This window comes from Mesorhizobium sp. M0862, from assembly GCF_040319795.1.
Lineage (GTDB): Bacteria > Pseudomonadota > Alphaproteobacteria > Rhizobiales > Rhizobiaceae > Mesorhizobium.
Genome location: NZ_JAMYOJ010000004.1, coordinates 1 through 18804 on the forward strand (window position 1 = coordinate 1; position 18804 = coordinate 18804).

Genomic DNA, 18804 nt, shown 5'->3' on the forward strand with positions numbered 1-18804 from the left:
CCCTACACGTCCCGGGGCGCCGGCCTGGCTTTATTTGGCAGCTTGACCGCCTAAATCCCCGGGGCCCTTTCCGGGGCCTCTTTGTTGCTGGTGCGCTCCCCAAACCAGGACCCCCACCCCGACCCGCTATGCGGGTCGACTTACCGGGGCGAGCCACGGGTCTCGCCTGTCCTTCGGACCCCACAAGGGGGAGGGTAGAAGGCGCGCTCTCTTACCTTCCCCTTGCGGGGAGGTCGGACTGCAGGTCCGGGTGCGGTACTGGCGCCGACCTCTGCGTTTACGCTCCCCGCCACATCGGAATGATCGACGCAGCCAGCACCAGCGCCAGCACGATGTTGAGCGCGCGCCATTGCCATTCGGTCTTGAGCAGCCGTGCCAGCACCATGCCCGCCACGCACCAGATCGACAGCGAGATGGCTGCGGTGAAGCCGAAGGTCGAGCCGAGCAGCAGCGCGAGTTGTCCCGGACCGTCGGCAAGGGCTGCGAACGAGGCCGCCGCACCCAGTCCCATCGCCCAGCCCTTCGGGTTCATCCATTGAATGCCGGCGCCGCCCAAGAAGCTGTTGGGTTTTGCCATCGCCACATCGAGATCAGGCGGCCCGGCGCGGCCGATCTTGATTGCCAGCCAGATGAGATAGAGCGAGCCGATGATTTTCATCGCCAGTTGCAGCGACGGCATGGCCAGCAGCAGACCGGCGAGCCCGGCGGCGGCAACACCGGTCACGGTGGCGAGGCCGGCGGCGCTGCCGACCAATAGGGGAACGGAACGGCGAAAACCGAACTGCGCGCCTGAAGCGGTCGACAGGGTGGTGGCGATGCCGGGCGTGACGGTGGCCACGAAGGCAAACAGGATGAGCGGAAAGATGGGCTGCAACATGAGGCGTCCTCCATCGAAGGCCCTACGGTAGACTTCTGCATACTTCAGTAAATGCAATGTTTGCGATGGTTGGCATTAGCAGATATAATGCCAACCATGATCCGCAACCTCGACACAGCGCTGATCCGCACCTTCGTCACTGTCGCCGACAAGGCCAGCATGACGGCGGCGGCGAACGCGCTGCATCTGACGCAAGGCGCCGTCAGCCAGCAGATCAAAAGGCTGGAGGAGGCGCTGGGCTGCAGCCTCTTCGAGCGCGACCGGCGTGGCTTGCGGCTGACGCGGCCCGGCGAGCGGCTGTTCGGCAAGGGCAAACGGTTGCTTGGCCTCAATGACGAGATCTGGGCCGAGATGGCGGGCACCGAGGCCGCCGGCCAGGTGCGGCTCGGTGTTCCCTATGACCTTGTCGGCACCTTGCTGGCGCCGGTGCTGAAGGCCTATGCCGAGACCTATCCGCAGGTTGAGATATCCCTACTCTGCGCCGCCTCGCCGGATCTTGCCGCGGCCCTTGCGGCCGGCACTATCGACCTTGCCGTCATCGAGGAACCGGTCGGCCCGTCCGCCGGTGAGTGCCTGGCCATTGACCGGCTGGTCTGGGTGGGGGCCAAGGGCGGCGTCGCCCGCGCCAAGCGGCCGCTGCCGGTGTCGATCGTCGCCGACACCTGCGCCTTCCGCCCGGTGGTGCTGTCGGCGCTGAACGAGCACGGGCTGGAATGGCGCACCGTGTTCGAGAACGGCAACATCGACGCCACGACCGCGACGGTGCGCTCCGACCTTGCCGTCACCGCCTGGCTGGCCTCCACCGTGCCCGCCGACCTCGACATCCTGCCTTTCGATGCCGGGCTGCCGCCGCTGCCGAATTTTTCCATCAATCTGCATTTGCCGAGGTTTGGCGCGGCGCCTGCCGCGCAGGAGTTCGCGCGGTATATCCGGGATGGGCTGGAACGGCGGGCTGTGGCGGCTTGACAGAACTTGGATTTCCTCTCCCCCGTCGATCGGGGGAGAGGTGTCGAGCGAAGCTCGACGGAGTGGGGGTCGACCCTTAGCGCGGTACGGCAGGATTCTTGCGCCTTGTCCCTGTTCAATGTCCGTTGGCGACCGTTGCCAGGTGGTTCCCCCACTCCGTCGCTGCTTCGCAGCGCCACCTCTCCCCCCTCCGGAGGGAGAGGAAAGGTGCCCGCCTCTGTTACTTCCAGTTCTTGCGTCGCTCGAGCTCTGCCTCTGACGGCTCTTGCGTGGCGAACGACCCGACCTTGACCTCACCCCCGCGTTCGTAGGTCGCCATCATGACGCCGGTGGTGGTAGCCTGCGACTTCACCAGCTTGAAGGCGGCCGGCATCGCGCCGTCGCCAAACAGCCGCTTGCCCTTGCCCAGCAGCAGCGGGAAGATCATCAACCGGATCTCGTCGATCAGCCCGTTGGCGAGCAAAGTCTGGATCAGCTCGCTCGAACCCTGGATGAGCAGGTCAGGCCCATCTTCCTTCTTGAGGCGGCGCAACGCCGCGACGATATCTTCTCCAAGCCATTGCGTATTTTCCCAGGTGAGCGAATCCGGCCGATGCGTCGCCACATATTTAGTGGCAGGGTTGAAGACGTCTCCGATGGCATCTTTCTGATACGGCCAGTAAGCGGCGAAGATGTCGTAGGTTCTGCGGCCGAGCAGCAGGGCGAAGGGCTTAGAGAACAATTCCTCCATGGCCACGCCCGCCACCTCGTCGAAGTAGTGGAACGTCCAGCCGCCGAACTCGAAGCCGCCAACCGGGTCTTCTTCCGGGCCGCCCGGCGCCTGCATGACGCCGTCGAGGCTGACGAAGGTAGCGGCGATGATCTTTCGCATTGGATTTTCCTTTTCCAGGATCCGCGCCGTCAGGGCCGGATTTCGATCTAAGGACGGACAGGCCGGCGGCCGCCCGACAGGCGTTGGCAAAAAAACGCTGCGGCCGACAAGAGTACCTACCGCCGTCGCCCGCCGCCAAGCGCCTGCGACGAAAACCAGACATCGCCGATGATGGCGGTGGCGGTCCGGTCCGGCGCCCTGTCTGATGTCAGCCAGATCGAACGGCTGCGCGCGGCCTTCTGGAGGTCGGGGATTTTGGCCGCCGAACCGGCGACCGAGGCGCCGACGCAGGGGATGAACCACGAGCGCATGAAGGGGTCGCAGGCAAAACCTTGTTTGGTGCGGGTCACCATTACGGCCAGGCCGACGCCCTGGGACGGGCGCCAGGGAAAGATCATGCGGCCGCCCGCTTTCAGCGCCCGCAGCCAGGCAGCCGGCGGTGCGACGACACCGGCATTGACATAGATGATGTCGGACGGCGGCAGATCGCCGGTGACGGCATCGCCGTGGATGACGCTTACATTGCCGTAGGTCTCGAGATTCTTTGTCGCTCTGGCAGCAAGATCGGCCTCCAGTTCGAAGGCGGTCACCGGGCCGGGCGCAACCAGCCGGGCCAGCAAGGCGGTGTAGTAGCCGGTGCCGGCGCCGATATGGCTGACGGCCTCGTCCGGTCTGGGGGCGATCCTGCCGATCCACATGGCGTGCAGGGAGGGTTCGCCATTGTTGATGCCCTTGTCGGCATCGAGCGCCACCAGCACGTCCTGATAGATGTGAACAGGATCGGCGCTCGGCGTCATGATCTTGCCGTTGCCGGTGGTGAGCGCCCTGCCGGCGACTACCGCCCAGGGTCCGGGACCGAGAAAGGCCTCGCGCGGAACGGTGGCGAACGCCTCTTCGAGGCGCGGGTCGGCCGAGCCGGCATTGGCCGCCATCAGCTGCGCGTAAAATTTCCTGGCGTCTTCGACACTTGTCATGATGGCGAGCAAGATAGCGCAAGCCGCCGGTTTGTCGCGGTCGGGAATGAGAATCAGCCGACGCCGAAGACGGTGTCGTAGAGCAGCTTGAAGTTGAGCACCAGGATGACCGCCGCGACCACCCAGGCGAGGGCCGCCACGCCGCGGGGAATGGCAAGGTTGCCCATCTTCTTCTTGTCGGAGACGAACTGCACCAGCGGGATGACTGCGAAGGGCAGCTGCATCGACAGTACCACCTGGCTGAAGACCAGCAACTGGCCGGTGCCCTTTTCGCCATAGAGCGCGGTGACGACCACCACCGGGACGATGGCGATGCCGCGCGTCAGCAGCCGGCGCGCCCATTGCGGAATGCGCAGGCGCAAAAAGCCTTCCATGACGATCTGGCCGGCAAGCGTTGCCGTAACCGTCGAGTTGAGGCCGGAGGCCAGTAGCGCCACCGCAAACAGGATGGAGGCGATGCCGAGGCCGAGCAGTGGCGACAAGAGCTCGAAGGCCTGGCCGATCTCGGCGACATCCTGATGGCCGGTGCCATGGAAGGCCACCGCCGAGACGATCAGGATCGAGGAGTTGACGAACAGCGCCAGGACGAGCGCGATGGTCGAGTCCGTCGTCGCCCATTTAATGGCGTCGCGCTTGCCTTTTTCGGTCCGTTCATAGGCGCGTGTCTGTACGATCGAGGAGTGCAGGTAGAGATTGTGCGGCATCACCGTGGCGCCGATGATGCCGATGGCGATGTAGAGCATCGCCGGATTGGTGACGATCTCCGTCGACGGCACGAACATCGAATGCAGGATCGAGCCGACCGGAGGGGCAGCGGCAAAGATCTGGATGGCGAAACAGCCGAAGATGATGATCAGAAGCGCGATGACGAAGGCTTCGAGATAGCGGAAACCCTTGTTCATCAAGAGCAGCACGATGAAGGCGTCGAGCGCCGTCAGCAACGCGCCGCCGATCAGCGGAATGCCGAACAGAAGCTGCAGCGCGATCGCCGTGCCGATCACCTCGGCGAGGTCGCAGGCGATGATGGCGAGTTCGCAGGCGATCCACAGCACGAAACTGACGGGACGCGGATAATAGGCGCGGCAGGCCTGGGCGAGGTCGCGGCCGGTGGCGATGCCAAGCCGGGCGGCAAGCGCCTGCAGCAGGATCGCCATCAGGTTGGACAGCATGATGATGAACAATAGCGTGTAGCCGAACTGGGCGCCGCCGGCGAGGTCGGTGGCCCAGTTGCCCGGATCCATATAGCCGACCGAGACCATGTAGCCCGGTCCCATGAAGGCGAACAGGCGGCGGAACCAGACGCCGGACTGCGGCACCGCAATCGTGGAGTTCACCTCGCGCAGGCTGGGAGGATTGTCCTCCGGCCTGTCAAATCGCCAGGATGATCCCAAGGTTGCGTCGGCTTCGGACATGGAGGGCTTTCCATTGGATGGATTGATGTCTCTCATCCTATCTACGCCAGGGCTCAACATTATGCAATAGGCTATATTTCATTGTATGTGCTTCTCATGAGGCAGCCAAGGGCCCAGAAAGGGGGTGATCGCAAACGCCGGTTGCGCCTGCTATGGAATGCAAATAAACGGCTGGAACAGTTAAGCCCGTGCTATGAATGGCAAAGGGCGATTGATTTGTCGAAAGCCAATTCTTGCCAAAAGGTATGAGGGAACACGTATTGGCACTGAAGCATAAACCGGTTCGACGCGAAGAGCCGCTTCCGGATGCCGATGTCCATTCCGAAGGCTTCAGGCAGCAGCGCCAAGCGCGCCGCAGCGCGCTGGTCGAGGACTATGTCGAGCTGATCGCCGACCTGATCGAGGACGGCAACGAGGCGCGCCAGGTGGATATCGCGGCGCGGCTCGGCGTCGCCCAGCCGACCGTGGCCAAGATGCTGACCAGGCTGTGCGCCGATGGGCTGGTCTCCAGAAAACCGTATCGCGGCGTTTTCCTGACCGATGCCGGCCGCAAGGTTGCGGAAGAAAGCCGCATTCGCCACCAGACGGTCGAAGCGTTTTTGCGTTCGCTCGGCGTCAGCGCCGAGACGGCGCGCATCGATGCCGAGGGCATCGAGCACCATGTCAGCGCCGAGACGCTGGAAGCCTTTCGCAAGGCGATGATAGCGCCGCGCTGAGTCGCGCCGGCGCCGCACCACTGGAACCTCCGCACGTCAGGCTCGTTGCTCCTGACGTTGCGCGTGATTGCTGCGCGCCAAGGAGGAAAACATGGGCGTCGAACAGGCACCGACCGCGAAGGGCAAGCAGGCGGCCGAGGGTTTGAGGCAGACAGCGGCAAAGGACGAACGCAAGACCGAGGCCGAAGCCGGCCAGCCGATGAAGAAGGGCGCCGCGCGTTTCGAGGAACGCTCCAAAAGCTCGGACGGCAAAAGCGCCGGCACCAAGCAGAAGATCTGAGTTCTGTTCGCAAGCGGCAACCTGCCGCTCATTCCTCGGTGTCCTGCACCCAACTGCGCGGATGGCCGTCGACGCGGAACTGGAATATGAAATAGGGCGGAATGCAGGAGCCCTTGCCAGGCTTGGCTGCGGCCAAATCGTCGTAGCCGGCGGTGCAGATATAGTCCTCGCGGCAGGGATGCGCCTTGCCGCAGGCGCGCAGGCCGGCGGTCTTGGTGAATTCCTTGGTGCAGAATTTGTGGTCCTTGCCCGACGCGATGCAGTCGTTGAAACCGGTCTTGGCGAGGCGGCCGCAAGTCGCCTCGTCGGGAAGCTTGTCGCAGCTTGCCTTGCGCAGCATGCCCCCGGGAAAGCCACCGGTCTTCTGCTCGGGGTTGTCGTAGCGTTGGCGCGCCGCGCCATAGCCAGCGAGCTTGATTACCGGTTTCTTGTCGCGCGCCGGATCGATGGCGCAGGCTTTTGCGGTGGCCGGCGACAGGCGGCAATATTTGTCGCTGCCCCAGCTCGACATCTTGATCTCGCCGAACTCGACGGGGTCGCCGACTGCGGTGGCCGCCTCGCTGACGCAGGTGCCGAAGCCCGGATGGATGTCGCTTTCATGGACGCCGGCGCAGCGCAGGCTTTCGCCGCAGCTCCAGTCCTTGAAGCTGGCATCCTCGCCGCTGTAGCAGATCGAGCCCCAGCCATTGTAGAGATCGGTGCCTTTCAGCGCTTCGGCGAGTTTGGCGTCCGGACGGGCGGCGAAGCCGCGGGAGAAATCCGGATGGCCGCCTGTGGCGAAGTCCTCGACGATCGCGCGGCGGCGCGGCAGGTCGGCGAAGAACACCGCCGAGCCGGGGACGAAGACGGCGTTGCGGCGCGGCTCGCTGGCCGGATCGGCGCCGGTGTAATGGAAGCCGGCAATGCCGTGCGTCTGGTGGCAGCCGGTGCAGGTCATTTCGTTGAGACGCAGATTGAAGCCGGCCACCGATTTCACGCTGCGCAGCGTGTTGCCCCTGGCGACATAATTCTTCAGCGCCTCGTCGATATCGCTGTCATCGAGCAGCCCATAGGCGATGTTGTTTTGCGATCTGGCCATGCCGCCGGGTGCGACCGAGACGGCGCTTGTCGCCAGGAACTTGTCGTCGATGACCAGCCGGCCGCGATCGAGGTCGTAGAGGTTGCGGTCGGTCAGCAGCCATTTGGCGAAGGCCGGCCGGTCGGCCAGAACCACTTTCCGGTCGATCTGGTTCTCCATCTTCGAATCCTGGAAGGTGGACGTCGTTGGGTCCCATTTGAAAATCTTGAGGAGATATTCGGCGTGGCCGCCGAAGTCGCGGCGGCTCGAGGCCGACAGCCGGAGAACCTGCATGTTCAGCTCAAGCCGCATGATCTGCGACGAATTCAGCATGGCGTTGGAGAGCGGCCCTTCGTCGGAGCGCAGCCAGGCTGCCAGTTGCTCGGGCGCAAGGTTCTTCTGGCCGGCGGCGAGCCAGCGCTTGGCGATTTCGGCACAGGAAATGGCGGTGGCGCTTGGACGGTCTCTCGAAGCGCGGGGGCGAGCCTCGCCGGGCCTGGCGTTGAAGACCAGACTCATGGTCAGCGGCAGCCGCGACGAGATGCGTTGCGCTGTCTTTCCCTTCGTGGGCTTCTCCGCCACCGAATAGTGGAAGCGGTAGATCAGCCTGATCTCGCCGCATTCGGTGTGGCCGAGATAGCCGCGGTCCATGCGGTTGACGATGCCGGTCAGGTCGAGCGTCGAGCCGTCATCGTCGATGTATTTCGGGTTGAATTTCTGGCTGGTGTCCTTCGACTTGGCCATGGCCGCGACGTAAGGATCGGGGCTATTGGCAGGCTCGTCGGCGATCTCCTGCTTGACGGCGTTGCGGACAGGGGTCAGCGCGCGCACCGAAAACAGGCCGCGATTGTCGACCTCGCGCGTGAGACCCAGCGCCGGGCCGAGCAGGCGGCTGATCGAGAGGCCGCCACGCTCAAGCGCCTGCAATGTCTCGGAATCGGTTACGGCGACGCTGGAATCGAGCGTCACGGCGCGCGCCGGCGACGGGCCGAGGCATAGCACCACCGCCAGCAGCAGAAATCGACCGATCGTCCGCAAGTCCCCGACACCCCCGTTCGAACCGGATGCTACAGCACGCATGCCGCCTGGACCAGAGTGCGAACGCGATGCCGCTGCCACGAAAAATACTGTGACTTGGCGCAACCGTTGCGATAATTGTCTGTTGGGTCGGACTGGGCCACGACATCGGCCAGGCCAGCCGAAAATTTGCATACGGGGAGTTGCCATGCTCTGGAAGGGCCGCCGTCAGAGTGACAATGTCGAGGACGAGCGCAGCGACAGCGGCGGCGGTGGTGGTTTCGGCGGCGGCAGCCCTGGCCAGTTCCGCATCCCGATCGGCGGCCGCACCGGCGGCGGCGGCAGCATCCTGCTGGTCGTCCTCGTGGTGCTGGCCGGATGGTATTTCGGCTTCGATCCGTCGCAGATCCTGGGCACTGGCGAGGGCGGCGGCGTGCTGCCGGGTGGCGGTGGCCAGATCACCGACAACAGCGGCGGCCAGGACGACGGCGCTGGCACGCCTGCTTCCGACGAGATGAAGCAGTTCGTGGCGACCGTGCTGGCCGAGACCGAAGAGACCTGGACCGGCATCTTCCAGTCGCAGGGCCTGAAATACGAGGACCCGAAGCTTGTGCTGTTCAGCGGCCAGATCCGCTCGGCCTGCGGCTCCGCCTCGACGGCAGCCGGACCGTTCTATTGTCCCGGCGACCACAAGGTCTACCTCGACACCACCTTCTTCCAGCAGCTCGACCAGCAGTTCGGCGCCTCGGGCGATTTCGCCCAGGCCTATGTGATCGCGCATGAAGTCGGTCACCATGTGCAGAACCTCACCGGCATCCTGCCCAAGTTCAACCAGATGCGGCAGTCGATGGGTGAGGCGGAAGCCAACCAGATGTCGGTGCGCATCGAGCTGCAGGCCGACTGCTTCGCCGGCGTTTGGGCGCATTTCACCGCGCAGAAGGGCATTCTGGAACAGGGCGACATCGAAGAGGCGCTCAACGCCGCCAAGCAGATCGGCGACGATACGCTGCAGAAGAAGATGCAGGGCTATGTCGTTCCGGAAAGCTTCAACCACGGGACGTCGCAGCAAAGGCAGACCTGGCTGGCGCGCGGCTACAAGAGCGGCAAGCTGTCGGATTGCAACACGCTGACCGGTCCGGTTTGAGGCGCTCGCAAGTTCCAGCCGACCGCGGTTCAAAGCGCATCCGTCGGCGGGCCGATTCACCACCGGCAACAGATGTCAGGAGGAGAACGCCTGAGGCGTTCTCCTATTGTTCCAAAGTGACGCCTCGCCTATAACGGGCGCCCGCCCAAGGGCGGTCCCAGGGAGCAGACGCCATCATGATCGACCCCAAAACCGCCAGGCGGGGCCTTGCGCTCGTCTTCACCACGCTGCTGCTCGACATTATCGGCTTCGGCATGATCATGCCGGTGCTGCCGGCCTTTCTCAGGGAGCTTTCTGTCGTCGGCATCAGCGAAGCGGCGATCGAGGGCGGCTGGCTGTTCTTCGTCTATGCCGCGATGCAGTTCTTCTTCGCGCCGATCATGGGCGGGTTGAGCGACCGCTTCGGGCGGCGGCCGATCCTGCTTGCCTCGGTGCTAACATTCTCGATCGACAATCTGATCTGCGCCATCGCCTGGTCCTATCCGATGCTGTTCATCGGCCGCGTGCTGGCCGGCATTTCGGGCGCCAGCTATTCGACGACGTCGGCCTTCATTGCCGACATCTCGAACGACGACAATCGGGCGAAGAATTTCGGTCTGCTCGGCATCGCCTTCGGCGTCGGCTTCGTCATTGGGCCGGTGCTGGGCGGGCTGCTCGGCACGTTCGGGCCGCGGGTGCCGTTTTACTTTGCCGCCGGGCTTGCCTTCGTGAACTTCCTCATCGCCATGTTCTTCCTGCCTGAAACGCTCGATGAAAAGCACCGCCGCCGCTTCGAGTGGAAACGCGCCAACCCGGTCGGCACGCTGCTGCAGATGCGCCAATATCAGGGCATCGGCTGGATCGGGCTCGCCTTCTTCCTGATGACGCTCGGCCACATGATGTATCCGGCGGTGTGGTCGTTCGTGTCCAACTACCGCTATGGCTGGAGCGAGCAGCAGATCGGCTTCTCGCTCGGCGCCTTCGGCCTGTGTGGGGCGATCGTCATGGCGACGGTGCTGCCGCGCGTGATCCCCAAACTTGGCGAGTGGAAGACGGCGGTGATCGGCCTGACCTTCACGGCGGCCAGCGCCTTCGGCTATGCCTTCGCCTCGCAAGGCTGGATGATCTATGCGGTGATCGTCGTCGGCTGCCTGGAAGCACTGGCCGATCCGCCGCTGAGAAGCCTCGCCGCCGCCAAGGTGCCGCCATCGGCGCAAGGCGAATTGCAGGGCGCGATGACGTCGATCTTCTCGATCACCTCGATCATCACGCCGCTGCTCTACACCGCGATCTTTTCCTGGTTCACCGGACCGAATGCGCCCGTGGTGTTCGGCGGCGCGCCCTATCTGGTTGGCGCGTGCTTCCTGACGCTTGCGGTCATTGTCTTTGTGACGAAAGTTGCGAGGCCGACGGCGGTGAGAAGCGTTGCCACCGGCGCTGCGGAAGATGGAGCCCAGATATGAGCCATGACAGCCGCATAGAGCTAACCAAGGACGGAGTGTCGCTGTCGCGGCTGGTGTTCGGCGCCTGGCGCCTGCTCGACAACGCCGCGCGCCCGGACGCCGACCAGATCGCGCGGCTGATCGGCACTGCGGTCGATCTCGGCCTGACCAGCTTCGACCATGCCGATATTTACGGGCATTACCAGGTGGAAGCTGCCTTTGGCGCCGGCTTGTCGCGCTGGAAGGGCAAGCGCGACAGCATCGAGCTGATCTCGAAATGCGACATCATGCTGGCATCGGCCAACCGGCCTCAGAACCGGCTGAAGCATTACGACACCAGTGCGGCCCACATTGCCGCCTCGGTCGACCGTTCGCTCGCCAATCTCGGCACCGACTATCTCGACCTGTTGCTGCTGCACCGGCCGGATCCGCTGATGGATGCCGACGAGACGGCGGCGGCCCTTGCCGGGCTGGTCAAGTCGGGCAAGGTGAGAGCGGTCGGGGTCTCCAATTTCACGCCGTCGCAGTTCGACCTTCTGGCTTCGCGGCTGCCGTTTGCCTTGGCCACCAACCAGATCGAGATGTCGGTGCTGAAGACCAATGCGCTGGTGGATGGCAGCCTCGATCACGCGCAACGCCTCGGCTATGCGCCGATGATCTGGTCGCCGCTCGGCGGCGGCTTGCTGTTCACCGGCAAGGAAGGGCGCGAGGCGCGGGTCAGGGCGGCAATCGCGGCGGTGGCTGCCGAGATCGGCGCCGGCGATCTCGCCGCCGTCGCCATCGCCTGGCTGCTGCGTCATCCGGCGCGGCTGGCGCCGGTGCTGGGCACGATGAAGCCCGAGCGGCTGGCCGCCATGGTCAAGGCGCTGGAGATCGACCTCGACCGCCAGCAATGGTTTGCCATACTGGAGGCCAGCGAAGGCCGGCCGGTGGCGTAAGGTTAGATACTAGGCTTCGATCCAGTCGCTGGGCACGTCCAATGCCTTCGACAGCATGGTGCTGGTTTGCGCCGATGGCTTGCGGCGATTGGATTCAAGGTCCGACAGGAAGCCCTGGCTGACACCGATGGCATCAGCGAACTCGCCCTGCGTCAGCTTGCGCCAGTTGCGCAGCGCCTTGAGCCGGCTGGAACCTCGCAAAATATCCATGGTCACCTCGGCGGGCAGAGGCTTTTCCGTTTTGAACTCGGCCTTCCGCTCATCGTAGATCGCCACATCCGCAGCGTCTTCTCTGGCTTCTTCGGCGGCATGCAGCAATGCCTCGTAGTCAGCCTTCGGGATGACGACCAGTTCTTCCCCGGTTGAAGTCCTTATGATTTGCGGAGCGTTCATGATGTGCTGTCCTATGGCCGGCTGTAGGTCGTCGTTTCGCGCTTGCCGATGTAGATCGCGAGGATTGTCGTGCGATCTTCATCAATATAACGCGGTAGCAACCGATCCGAAGTCTGTAACCGTCTCGGCCGGCAAGACGTTCTACATCCCCACGCCCGCTGATGGCATAAGTGTTCAAACCCTCAGAGACCTGCTCGCGGACATCGGCCGGCAGGTTGTCGAGATCGCGAGCTGCCGACACCGAGAGGATGATCGTCTTCACTCGCGCAATATCGCAGATTTATCGCTCGAGGCTAAGCGATATTATCGCTGCTACACAGAGGGCTCAGGCCCGTTCGGCCAGCAGTTCCTCGCCGCGCTTTTCGCGGATCAGGTTGACGAAGCGGCGGAACAGATAGTGCGAGTCCTGCGGGCCGGGCGAGGCCTCGGGGTGGTGCTGGACCGAGAACACCGGACGTCCGGTCAGCGCGATGCCGCAGTTCGAGCCGTCGAACAGCGAGACATGGGTTTCCTCGACGCCCTCGGGCAAGGAGTCGGCATCGACGGCAAAGCCGTGGTTCATCGAGACGATCTCGACCTTGCCGGTGGTATGGTCCTTGACCGGGTGGTTGGCGCCGTGATGACCCTGATGCATCTTGGCGGTCTTGCCGCCGAGCGCCAGGGCCAGCATCTGGTGGCCGAGGCAGATGCCGAATACCGGGATGTCGGTCTTGAGCAGGTCCTGGATGACCGGCACGGCGTAGTCGCCGGTGGCTTCCGGGTCGCCGGGCCCGTTGGAGAGGAAGATGCCGTCGGGCTGCATGGCCAGGATCTCTTCCGAGCCGGTGCCGGCCGGAACCACGGTGACCTTGGCGCCGAGGCCGGAAAGCAGGCGAAGGATGTTACGCTTGACGCCGTAGTCGATGGCGACGACGTGCATCGACGGCTCGGCCTGGTCGCCAAAGCCTTCGTTCCACACCCAGGGCGTTTCACGCCAGACCGAGGACTGGCCCGAGGTGACTTCCTTGGCGAGGTCAAGCCCGATCAGGCCCGACCAGGCGGCGGCGCGCCGCTTCAAATCGTCGATGTCGAAGATGCCGTCGGGCGCGTGCGCAATGACGGCATTGGGCATGCCCTTTTCGCGGATCAGCGCGGTCAGCGCCCTTGTGTCGATGCCCGACAGCGCGACGATGCCGCGCTTCTTCAGCCACTGGTCGAGGCCGGTTCCGGCGCGGTAGTTGGACGGGTTGGTGACATCGGCCTTGAACACCGCACCGACGGCGCCGGCACGGGCGACCGGGTTCAAGTCCTCGATGTCTTCGTCATTGGTGCCGATATTGCCGATATGCGGGAAGGTGAAGGTGACGATCTGGCCGGCATAGGACGGGTCGGTGAGGATTTCCTGGTAGCCGGTGAGCGCGGTGTTGAAGCAGACTTCGGCAACGGCGGAACCGGTGGCGCCGAGGCCGCGACCCTCGATGACGGTGCCGTCGGCCAGCACCAGGACGGCGGTCGGCTTTTCGGTTGCCCAAGGCGGGGTCAGTTCGGGGGTCATCTCGGCCATGGCGACGCTCCTGTCACGCTGCGCGCTTCGATGGCGGGCCATCTGCGCAGCAAACGGCGCGGCCGATCTCTCGAGCCTGCGCGCATCAATTCTTTGTCTTATGCAAGGCCGAGTACATAGGGGAAGGCGCCAGAGCGGTCAATGATGCCGTGCCAAAACGGCGAGCATTTGTTTCGTCAAACGATATCAGGGCTTTGGCGCGTTTGCTTTGCGGATGGGCCGCGGTTATTGTCCGCGCCGTTCGAAGGAGAAAGCATCATGCGCGCAAAAATCGCCGAATCCCTGAAAAGCGCGATGAAGGCGCAGGACAAGCACCGGCTGCCGACGCTGCGGCTCATCCAGGCCGCCATTCACGACCGCGACATCGCCAATCGCGGCTCGGCCAAGGACCCCGCCAGCGACGAGGAGATCCTGCAGATCCTGGCCAAAATGGTGAAGCAGCGCGAGGAATCGGCCAAGGCGTTCGAGGACGGCAAGCGCCCGGAACTGGCGGCGCAGGAGCGTGGCGAGATGGAGATCATCCGCGGCTTCCTGCCGACGCAGTTGGACGAGGCGGCGGTGACTGCAGCAGCGCGCGAAGCGATCACTGCTACCGGTGCGACCAGCCAGAAGGACATGGGCAAGGTGATCGCTGTGCTGAAGCAGAAATATGCCGGCCAGATGGATTTCGGCAAGGCCAGCGGCATCGTCAAAGGCCTGCTGCAGTAGGAGCCGACACCACTTCAATGGCGAAGGAGAGCAGGGGGCGGGACATCACCTCTGGGCAAGAAACGGTCCGCACCGGCTTAAGCGAGCCAAGCCTTGACCTGCCGGAGAGCCCCACCATAATCGAAATCGTCAAACCCACGCTCGAACATCTGCCCTCCTACAAGGCGGCGCTCGAGCGTGGCTGGTCGCCGGACAATGTCCGGCTGATGGAAGCGACGCGCGAGCAACTTGCGGCGATCGACGAGGATCCCGCGGCGTTCCTTGCCAGCCTCGACGATCCCGAGGCCAAAGGAGGCCCGATTACCTTGCCGGACGGCACGACCGTGCCGCGGCTGCCGGGCTTCCGGCGCTGGATCTGGGACGGCGAGGCCGCTGGCTCGATCGGCTTTCGCTGGCAGCCGGGTACGGCCGCACTGCCGTCGCATGTGCTCGGCCATATCGGCTATGCCGTGGTGCCGTGGAAGCGCGGACGAGGCTATGCGACCGAGGCGCTGCGGCTGATGCTGGACGAGGCGAGGGCTGTTGGTTTGCCATATGTCGAGCTCACCACCGACCTCGACAATCCGGCCTCGCAGAAGGTGGTGCTGGCCAATGGCGGCCGTGTGGTCGGTCCGTTCATCAAGGACGCCGCGTATGGCGGCGCCGAGAGTTTGTTGTTCCGGATCGATTTGTAGTCCGACGCTATTCGGCCGCTGCTGGCAGCGGCGGCGCTGCCCGGCTGCGCCCCTCCCAGATGTAGGAGGCAAGTGCCACCACCACCGCCACCAGCATGGCGGCAGCGCCCACAACCGGCAGGCTGCGATAGCCGTAGCCGGCATTGAGCATGGCAGCGCCCAGCGACGCGGCGAGCGCGATGCCGACATTGAAGCCGGAGGGGATGAGCGAGGAGGCGAGGTTGGAGGCGTCCGCCGTCCAGGCCAGGATGCGGGTCTGGATCGGCGTGCCTATGGCGAAGTTGAGGCCACCCCAGATAACGATGGCGATGACCATCGGCACGGGGTAGGGGCTGACGGCATAGATCACGCCCAACATCACCGCCTGCAGCGCAAGCATGGTGATCAGCGACGGCATCAGCTTCCAATCGGAAAGCTTGCCGCCGAGAAACACACCGACGGTGGCGCCGACGCCGTTGAGCAGCAGCACCCAGGGGATCAGGCTCTCGTCGAGATGGGTCACCTCAAGCAGTGTCGGGGTGATGTAGGTGAACAGGCCGAACTGGCCGATCATCAACGTCAGCATCAGGATCAGCGAGGTCCAGACTTGCTGGCGCGCCAGCACGCGAACCTCGCTGCCAAGACTGGCGGATGGCCTTGATGCGCCTGTCGTGCGCGGCAAAAGCGCAGCCATGGCGGCAAAGGCTACCACGCCAAGCGCGCACATCACCCAGAAGGTGGCGCGCCAGCCCCAGAGATTGCCGATTGCGGTGCCGGCCGGGACGCCGATGACATTGGATACGGTGAGGCCGGAGAGGATCACAGCCACGGCCATGCCGCGCTTGTCCTCGGGCACGAGGCCGACAGCCACCACCATGGCGACTCCGAAATAGGCGCCGTGTGCGACGGCGACCGCAATGCGCAAGAGCAGCATCGAGGCAAAATCGGGCGCCAGCGCGCAAGCGGCCTGGCCGATCGTGAAGGCGACGGTCAGGCAAAGCAGCAGCGTCTTGCGGGAAATGCCCTTGGTGGCGAGCGCCAGCAATGGCCCGCCAATCGCGATGCCGCCGGCATAGCCTGAGACGAGATAGCCGGAGGTCGGGATCGAAACGCTAAGGCCGTCGGCCACTTGCGGCAGCACGCCGGCAATGACGAATTCGGTGGTGCCGAAAGCGAAGGCGGCGATGAACAGGGCAATGAGCGGAAGCATGGCGCGGAAGCGATCCTTGAACGAGTTGGCCTCAAATCATGGATGGCGCTTGCCGGCAATGCAGAAATTTTGGCGGCCGGTTTAGGTTTTCTTGATCAGCTCGCCTTCAACCTGGAGCCGCCGAGCAGGCCGCGCTCTTCCAGCACCGGGTAGGCCATCGACGCCAGCAGCGAGTTGATCTGCTTCAGGTCGCGGATGGTGTCGAGGTGGATGGAGCTGGTCTCGACGCTCTTGGCGGTGCCGTCGCGCAGGCGCACGAAATGGCTGGCGCTGGTTTCCTTTTCGCGGTCGCGCAGCCGGTCCTTTTCCAGCACCAGCTGGCGGGCAGTCTCAGGGTCGCGCGACACCAGCACGTTGAAGGCAAGCCTGGCATTGGCCAGCACCGAGGTGTGGAAGGCGAGCAGCTCGCTCCAGCCCTCGGGCGTGAACTCCAGCCCGCGCTCGAACTTCTTCTTCACATGCACCAGCATGTTGCGCACGATGATGTCGCCGACCTGCTCGAGCTTAACGCAGGCGCCTATCAGCTCCTGGCAGCGCAGCGCCTCGTCCTCTGTGAGCGAGTTCCTGGTCAATTTGGCCAGATAGAGCTTGATCGCCGCGTGCTTCCTGTCGACGCGGTCGTCAAGGGCGGCCAGCGCCTTGATCTTGTCGCCGTCGGCGCTTTCATACAGCTCGATGATGCGCTTGAGCATGATCTCGACGGTTTCGCAGACGCGCACCACCTCGCGGGTGGCGTTGGCCAGCGCCTGGCTCGGAACGTCGAGCGCGCCGTCGTTGAGGGCGGAGAGTTCGACCACATCGAGCTCTGTAGCCGGCGCCGGCTTGGTGCCCATTGCGACGATCTTCTCAGAAGCACGATAGATCAGGCTGGCAAGCGGCAGGCCGGCGAGCAGGATCAGCACATTGAACAGTATGTGGGCGTTGACGATCTGGTCGGGCACGGTGGCGCCGAGGAAGGCGACCGGTGGCTTCAGCGTCATGAACAGGATCAGCATCACCAGCGAGCCCATGCCGCGCATCAACAGATTGCCGATCGGCACGACGCGCACGCCAGGTTCGGCACTTCGGGTGAGCAGCGGCGCGATGACCGACGAGCCGAGATTGACGCCGAGCACCAGCACGATGCCCAGTTCGGGCGGGATGAAGCCGCGGCCGGCCAGCGTCACCATCAAAAGCACGGCGGCGATCGAGGAGTGGAACAGCCAGGTGACGAGCGCGGCGAGCAGATAGGCGGTGACGTAGTCGCTGGAGAAATATTCGATGATGAGCGGCATCAGCGTGCTCTGGCGCAGCGGCTCCGAGGCCTGGCCGATCATCTCCAGCGACAGTACCAAAAGGCCGATGCCGACCAGGATGCGGCCGAACTGGCGCCAGTCGCGCCGCTCGGTGGCCATGAACATGACCGTGCCGGCGACGAGGCAGATCGGCACCAGCAGCGTCAGATCGAAGGTCAAGAGCTTGACCACCAGCGCCGAGCCGATCTCGGCGCCGCGCACAGCCAATTGGCCCGACATGCCCGAGACGATGCCGGCGCCGGCGAAGGAGCCGACGAGAAGCGTGACGGCGGTCGAGCTCTGCAGCGCGATGGACAGGCCGCAGCCGGCCAGCACCGCCATGATCGGATTGCGCATGGTGGAGCGCAGCCGGTGACGCAGCACGTCGCCATAGGCGCGCTCGACGCCTGTCTTGACCATGCGGGTGGCAAATAGCATCAGCGCCACCGCGCCCGCCAGATGCAGCAGGACGACGGAGCCGCTCATTTCGAAACCCGCACGCAGACAGCTACCGCGACGCGGAGGGCGCGCAGTGCAGAGAGGAAAACGGGGCTGCGAATCATGGTCATGACAGTCTTGAACAATATCCGGAATATTTTAGCCGGGTAATAAAATCTTGTCGATTTCAAGAGCCGTCGCGGCGCGACAGGGCGTGTCGGAAAATGGACGGATGCGCAAATGGTTGCATGGCGGATCCCTGGTGATGGCAGCGGATCGTCCCGGTTTGCCGGACTCCCGGCAATCGCCTTTGCGATGATGTTCAAATATCCAGGATAAGCACCGGATTTCATTACGTAAATGTAATGCTAGTGTTCAGTTTCGGTTCATCCTTCGGGCGCTATTCCCTAGGCATCGACAACCAAGGAGCCCCGCTATGAAACGTATTGTTCTTTCCGCCCTCGCTTTCTCGATGCTGGCCGCCACTTCGCTTACCGGCCAGGCCGCACCGGTGAACGCACCGGTCGCACCGCAGTCGAATTACACGCAGGTCGACTGGCAGAGGCCCGGCAAGCATGTCGATGTCAGGAAGCGCGTCGTGAAGAAGACGGTGGCCGTCAAGCGCAGCCATTGGCGCAATGGCCGGAAATATTCCAGCTGGAAGCGGCACCAGCCGATCCGCGATTATGGCCGTTACGGCCTGCATCGCCCCGGCCGCGGCCAGGAATGGATCCGCGTCGGCAACGACTATGTGCTGGTCAGCGTCCTGTCCGGCATCATCTTCGGCGCCATTGCCGCGCATTAAGCCCGGCCTCGCCGGCGCAATGCAGAGACTTGAAAGGAGGCGGCCCGAAAGGGCCGCCTTTCTTTTGGCTGTTAGAAACCGGGCTTTTTGGCTGTGGAAACCGGGTA

General features: G+C 64.1%; 18 protein-coding genes. 9 read left to right on the forward strand and 9 right to left on the reverse strand.

Annotation, left to right across the window (positions count from 1 at the left end):
• Window positions 1-277: 277 nt before the first annotated feature.
• Window positions 278-877 carry a LysE family translocator gene (locus tag NKI15_RS07095; RefSeq protein ID WP_023705850.1) on the reverse strand — a complete coding sequence of 200 codons (600 nt, stop codon included), beginning with the start codon at window positions 875-877 and terminating at the stop codon, window positions 278-280.
• Between the two features lie 87 nt (window positions 878-964).
• Here NKI15_RS07095 and NKI15_RS07100 point away from each other — a divergent pair, with 87 nt between their 5' ends.
• Entirely contained in the window at window positions 965-1843 is an 879-nt protein-coding gene (locus NKI15_RS07100) for a LysR family transcriptional regulator (protein WP_488473726.1), read from the forward strand.
• A gap of 220 nt (window positions 1844-2063) precedes the next feature.
• On the opposite strand, the gene NKI15_RS07105 is transcribed toward NKI15_RS07100, so the two are convergent.
• From NKI15_RS07105 to NKI15_RS07115, 3 genes are all read right to left on the reverse strand, one after another.
• Window positions 2064-2714 carry a dihydrofolate reductase family protein gene (locus NKI15_RS07105; RefSeq protein ID WP_023705848.1) on the reverse strand — a complete coding sequence of 217 codons (651 nt, stop codon included), beginning with the start codon at window positions 2712-2714 and terminating at the stop codon, window positions 2064-2066.
• A 116-nt stretch (window positions 2715-2830) separates the two neighbouring features.
• On the reverse strand, window positions 2831-3688 hold the full coding sequence (locus NKI15_RS07110; protein WP_023705847.1) for a protein-L-isoaspartate O-methyltransferase family protein: 858 nt from the start codon (window positions 3686-3688) through the stop codon (window positions 2831-2833).
• A 53-nt stretch (window positions 3689-3741) separates the two neighbouring features.
• On the reverse strand, window positions 3742-5100 hold the full coding sequence (locus NKI15_RS07115; protein ID WP_023705846.1) for an Nramp family divalent metal transporter: 1359 nt from the start codon (window positions 5098-5100) through the stop codon (window positions 3742-3744).
• 260 nt (window positions 5101-5360) lie between these two features.
• Here NKI15_RS07115 and mntR point away from each other — a divergent pair, with 260 nt between their 5' ends.
• Together mntR and NKI15_RS07125 are read left to right on the forward strand one after the other, a co-directional pair.
• The gene (gene mntR, locus NKI15_RS07120) at window positions 5361-5816 is read left to right on the forward strand and encodes a manganese-binding transcriptional regulator MntR (RefSeq protein ID WP_023705845.1); all 456 of its coding nucleotides are present in this window, start codon (window positions 5361-5363) and stop codon (window positions 5814-5816) included.
• Between the two features lie 91 nt (window positions 5817-5907).
• Window positions 5908-6096: a hypothetical protein gene (locus NKI15_RS07125; RefSeq protein ID WP_023705844.1), complete on the forward strand. Its 189-nt coding sequence runs from the start codon at window positions 5908-5910 to the stop codon at window positions 6094-6096.
• 28 nt (window positions 6097-6124) lie between these two features.
• Here the strand turns inward: NKI15_RS07125 and NKI15_RS07130 are convergent, their stop codons facing one another.
• Window positions 6125-8191: a hypothetical protein gene (locus tag NKI15_RS07130; protein ID WP_352513917.1), complete on the reverse strand. Its 2067-nt coding sequence runs from the start codon at window positions 8189-8191 to the stop codon at window positions 6125-6127.
• Window positions 8192-8378: 187 nt separating this feature from the next.
• Here NKI15_RS07130 and ypfJ point away from each other — a divergent pair, with 187 nt between their 5' ends.
• The 3 genes from ypfJ to NKI15_RS07145 all read left to right on the forward strand — a co-directional run bounded on the left by ypfJ (window position 8379) and on the right by NKI15_RS07145 (window position 11673).
• Window positions 8379-9314, forward strand: a complete 936-nt coding sequence (gene ypfJ / locus NKI15_RS07135; RefSeq protein ID WP_023705842.1) for a KPN_02809 family neutral zinc metallopeptidase — start codon at window positions 8379-8381, stop codon at window positions 9312-9314.
• Window positions 9315-9490: 176 nt separating this feature from the next.
• Window positions 9491-10756 carry a TCR/Tet family MFS transporter gene (locus NKI15_RS07140; RefSeq protein ID WP_023705841.1) on the forward strand — a complete coding sequence of 422 codons (1266 nt, stop codon included), beginning with the start codon at window positions 9491-9493 and terminating at the stop codon, window positions 10754-10756.
• Window positions 10753-11673, forward strand: a complete 921-nt coding sequence (locus NKI15_RS07145) for an aldo/keto reductase (protein ID WP_023749976.1) — start codon at window positions 10753-10755, stop codon at window positions 11671-11673. Before NKI15_RS07140 ends, NKI15_RS07145 begins: the two co-directional genes overlap by 4 nt.
• A 9-nt stretch (window positions 11674-11682) precedes the next feature.
• On the opposite strand, the gene NKI15_RS07150 is transcribed toward NKI15_RS07145, so the two are convergent.
• Both NKI15_RS07150 and carA read right to left on the reverse strand, forming a co-directional pair.
• Window positions 11683-12066: a helix-turn-helix domain-containing protein gene (locus tag NKI15_RS07150; RefSeq protein WP_352513916.1), complete on the reverse strand. Its 384-nt coding sequence runs from the start codon at window positions 12064-12066 to the stop codon at window positions 11683-11685.
• 325 nt (window positions 12067-12391) lie between these two features.
• Window positions 12392-13609, reverse strand: coding sequence for a glutamine-hydrolyzing carbamoyl-phosphate synthase small subunit (gene carA, locus NKI15_RS07155; RefSeq protein ID WP_084013536.1), 1218 nt, complete (start codon window positions 13607-13609; stop codon window positions 12392-12394).
• A gap of 258 nt (window positions 13610-13867) precedes the next feature.
• Between carA and NKI15_RS07160 the strand changes: the two genes are divergently transcribed.
• The gene (locus tag NKI15_RS07160; protein WP_031197556.1) at window positions 13868-14317 is read left to right on the forward strand and encodes a GatB/YqeY domain-containing protein; all 450 of its coding nucleotides are present in this window, start codon (window positions 13868-13870) and stop codon (window positions 14315-14317) included.
• A gap of 116 nt (window positions 14318-14433) precedes the next feature.
• A complete protein-coding gene (locus tag NKI15_RS07165; protein ID WP_023672441.1) occupies window positions 14434-14991 on the forward strand; it encodes a GNAT family N-acetyltransferase in 558 nt (185 codons plus the stop codon).
• 7 nt (window positions 14992-14998) lie between these two features.
• Here the strand turns inward: NKI15_RS07165 and NKI15_RS07170 are convergent, their stop codons facing one another.
• Together NKI15_RS07170 and NKI15_RS07175 are read right to left on the reverse strand one after the other, a co-directional pair.
• Window positions 14999-16180, reverse strand: a complete 1182-nt coding sequence (locus tag NKI15_RS07170) for an MFS transporter (RefSeq protein WP_023749974.1) — start codon at window positions 16178-16180, stop codon at window positions 14999-15001.
• 95 nt (window positions 16181-16275) lie between these two features.
• Window positions 16276-17940 (reverse strand): Na/Pi cotransporter family protein, encoded by a 1665-nt coding sequence (locus tag NKI15_RS07175; RefSeq protein WP_023734954.1) that lies wholly within the window; start codon window positions 17938-17940, stop codon window positions 16276-16278.
• A 388-nt stretch (window positions 17941-18328) separates the two neighbouring features.
• Here NKI15_RS07175 and NKI15_RS07180 point away from each other — a divergent pair, with 388 nt between their 5' ends.
• The gene (locus NKI15_RS07180; RefSeq protein WP_023749973.1) at window positions 18329-18697 is read left to right on the forward strand and encodes an RcnB family protein; all 369 of its coding nucleotides are present in this window, start codon (window positions 18329-18331) and stop codon (window positions 18695-18697) included.
• Window positions 18698-18804 lie beyond the last annotated feature (107 nt).

Excerpts from the sequence above, each read along its gene's own strand:
- NKI15_RS07140 (WP_023705841.1), top strand. The coding sequence starts at position 9,491 with ATGATCGACCCCAAAACCGCCAGGCGGGGCCTTGCGCTCGTCTTCACC.
- NKI15_RS07100 (WP_488473726.1), top strand. The coding sequence starts at position 965 with ATGCCAACCATGATCCGCAACCTCGACACAGCGCTGATCCGCACCTTC.
- NKI15_RS07150 (WP_352513916.1), bottom strand. The coding sequence starts at position 12,066 with ATGAACGCTCCGCAAATCATAAGGACTTCAACCGGGGAAGAACTGGTC.
- NKI15_RS07160 (WP_031197556.1), top strand. The coding sequence starts at position 13,868 with ATGCGCGCAAAAATCGCCGAATCCCTGAAAAGCGCGATGAAGGCGCAG.
- NKI15_RS07110 (WP_023705847.1), bottom strand. The coding sequence starts at position 3,688 with ATGACAAGTGTCGAAGACGCCAGGAAATTTTACGCGCAGCTGATGGCG.
- carA (WP_084013536.1), bottom strand. The coding sequence starts at position 13,609 with ATGGCCGAGATGACCCCCGAACTGACCCCGCCTTGGGCAACCGAAAAG.
- NKI15_RS07170 (WP_023749974.1), bottom strand. The coding sequence starts at position 16,180 with ATGCTTCCGCTCATTGCCCTGTTCATCGCCGCCTTCGCTTTCGGCACC.
- NKI15_RS07175 (WP_023734954.1), bottom strand. The coding sequence starts at position 17,940 with ATGAGCGGCTCCGTCGTCCTGCTGCATCTGGCGGGCGCGGTGGCGCTG.
- NKI15_RS07115 (WP_023705846.1), bottom strand. The coding sequence starts at position 5,100 with ATGTCCGAAGCCGACGCAACCTTGGGATCATCCTGGCGATTTGACAGG.
- NKI15_RS07105 (WP_023705848.1), bottom strand. The coding sequence starts at position 2,714 with ATGCGAAAGATCATCGCCGCTACCTTCGTCAGCCTCGACGGCGTCATG.
- ypfJ (WP_023705842.1), top strand. The coding sequence starts at position 8,379 with ATGCTCTGGAAGGGCCGCCGTCAGAGTGACAATGTCGAGGACGAGCGC.
- NKI15_RS07145 (WP_023749976.1), top strand. The coding sequence starts at position 10,753 with ATGAGCCATGACAGCCGCATAGAGCTAACCAAGGACGGAGTGTCGCTG.
- NKI15_RS07095 (WP_023705850.1), bottom strand. The coding sequence starts at position 877 with ATGTTGCAGCCCATCTTTCCGCTCATCCTGTTTGCCTTCGTGGCCACC.
- NKI15_RS07125 (WP_023705844.1), top strand. The coding sequence starts at position 5,908 with ATGGGCGTCGAACAGGCACCGACCGCGAAGGGCAAGCAGGCGGCCGAG.
- NKI15_RS07180 (WP_023749973.1), top strand. The coding sequence starts at position 18,329 with ATGAAACGTATTGTTCTTTCCGCCCTCGCTTTCTCGATGCTGGCCGCC.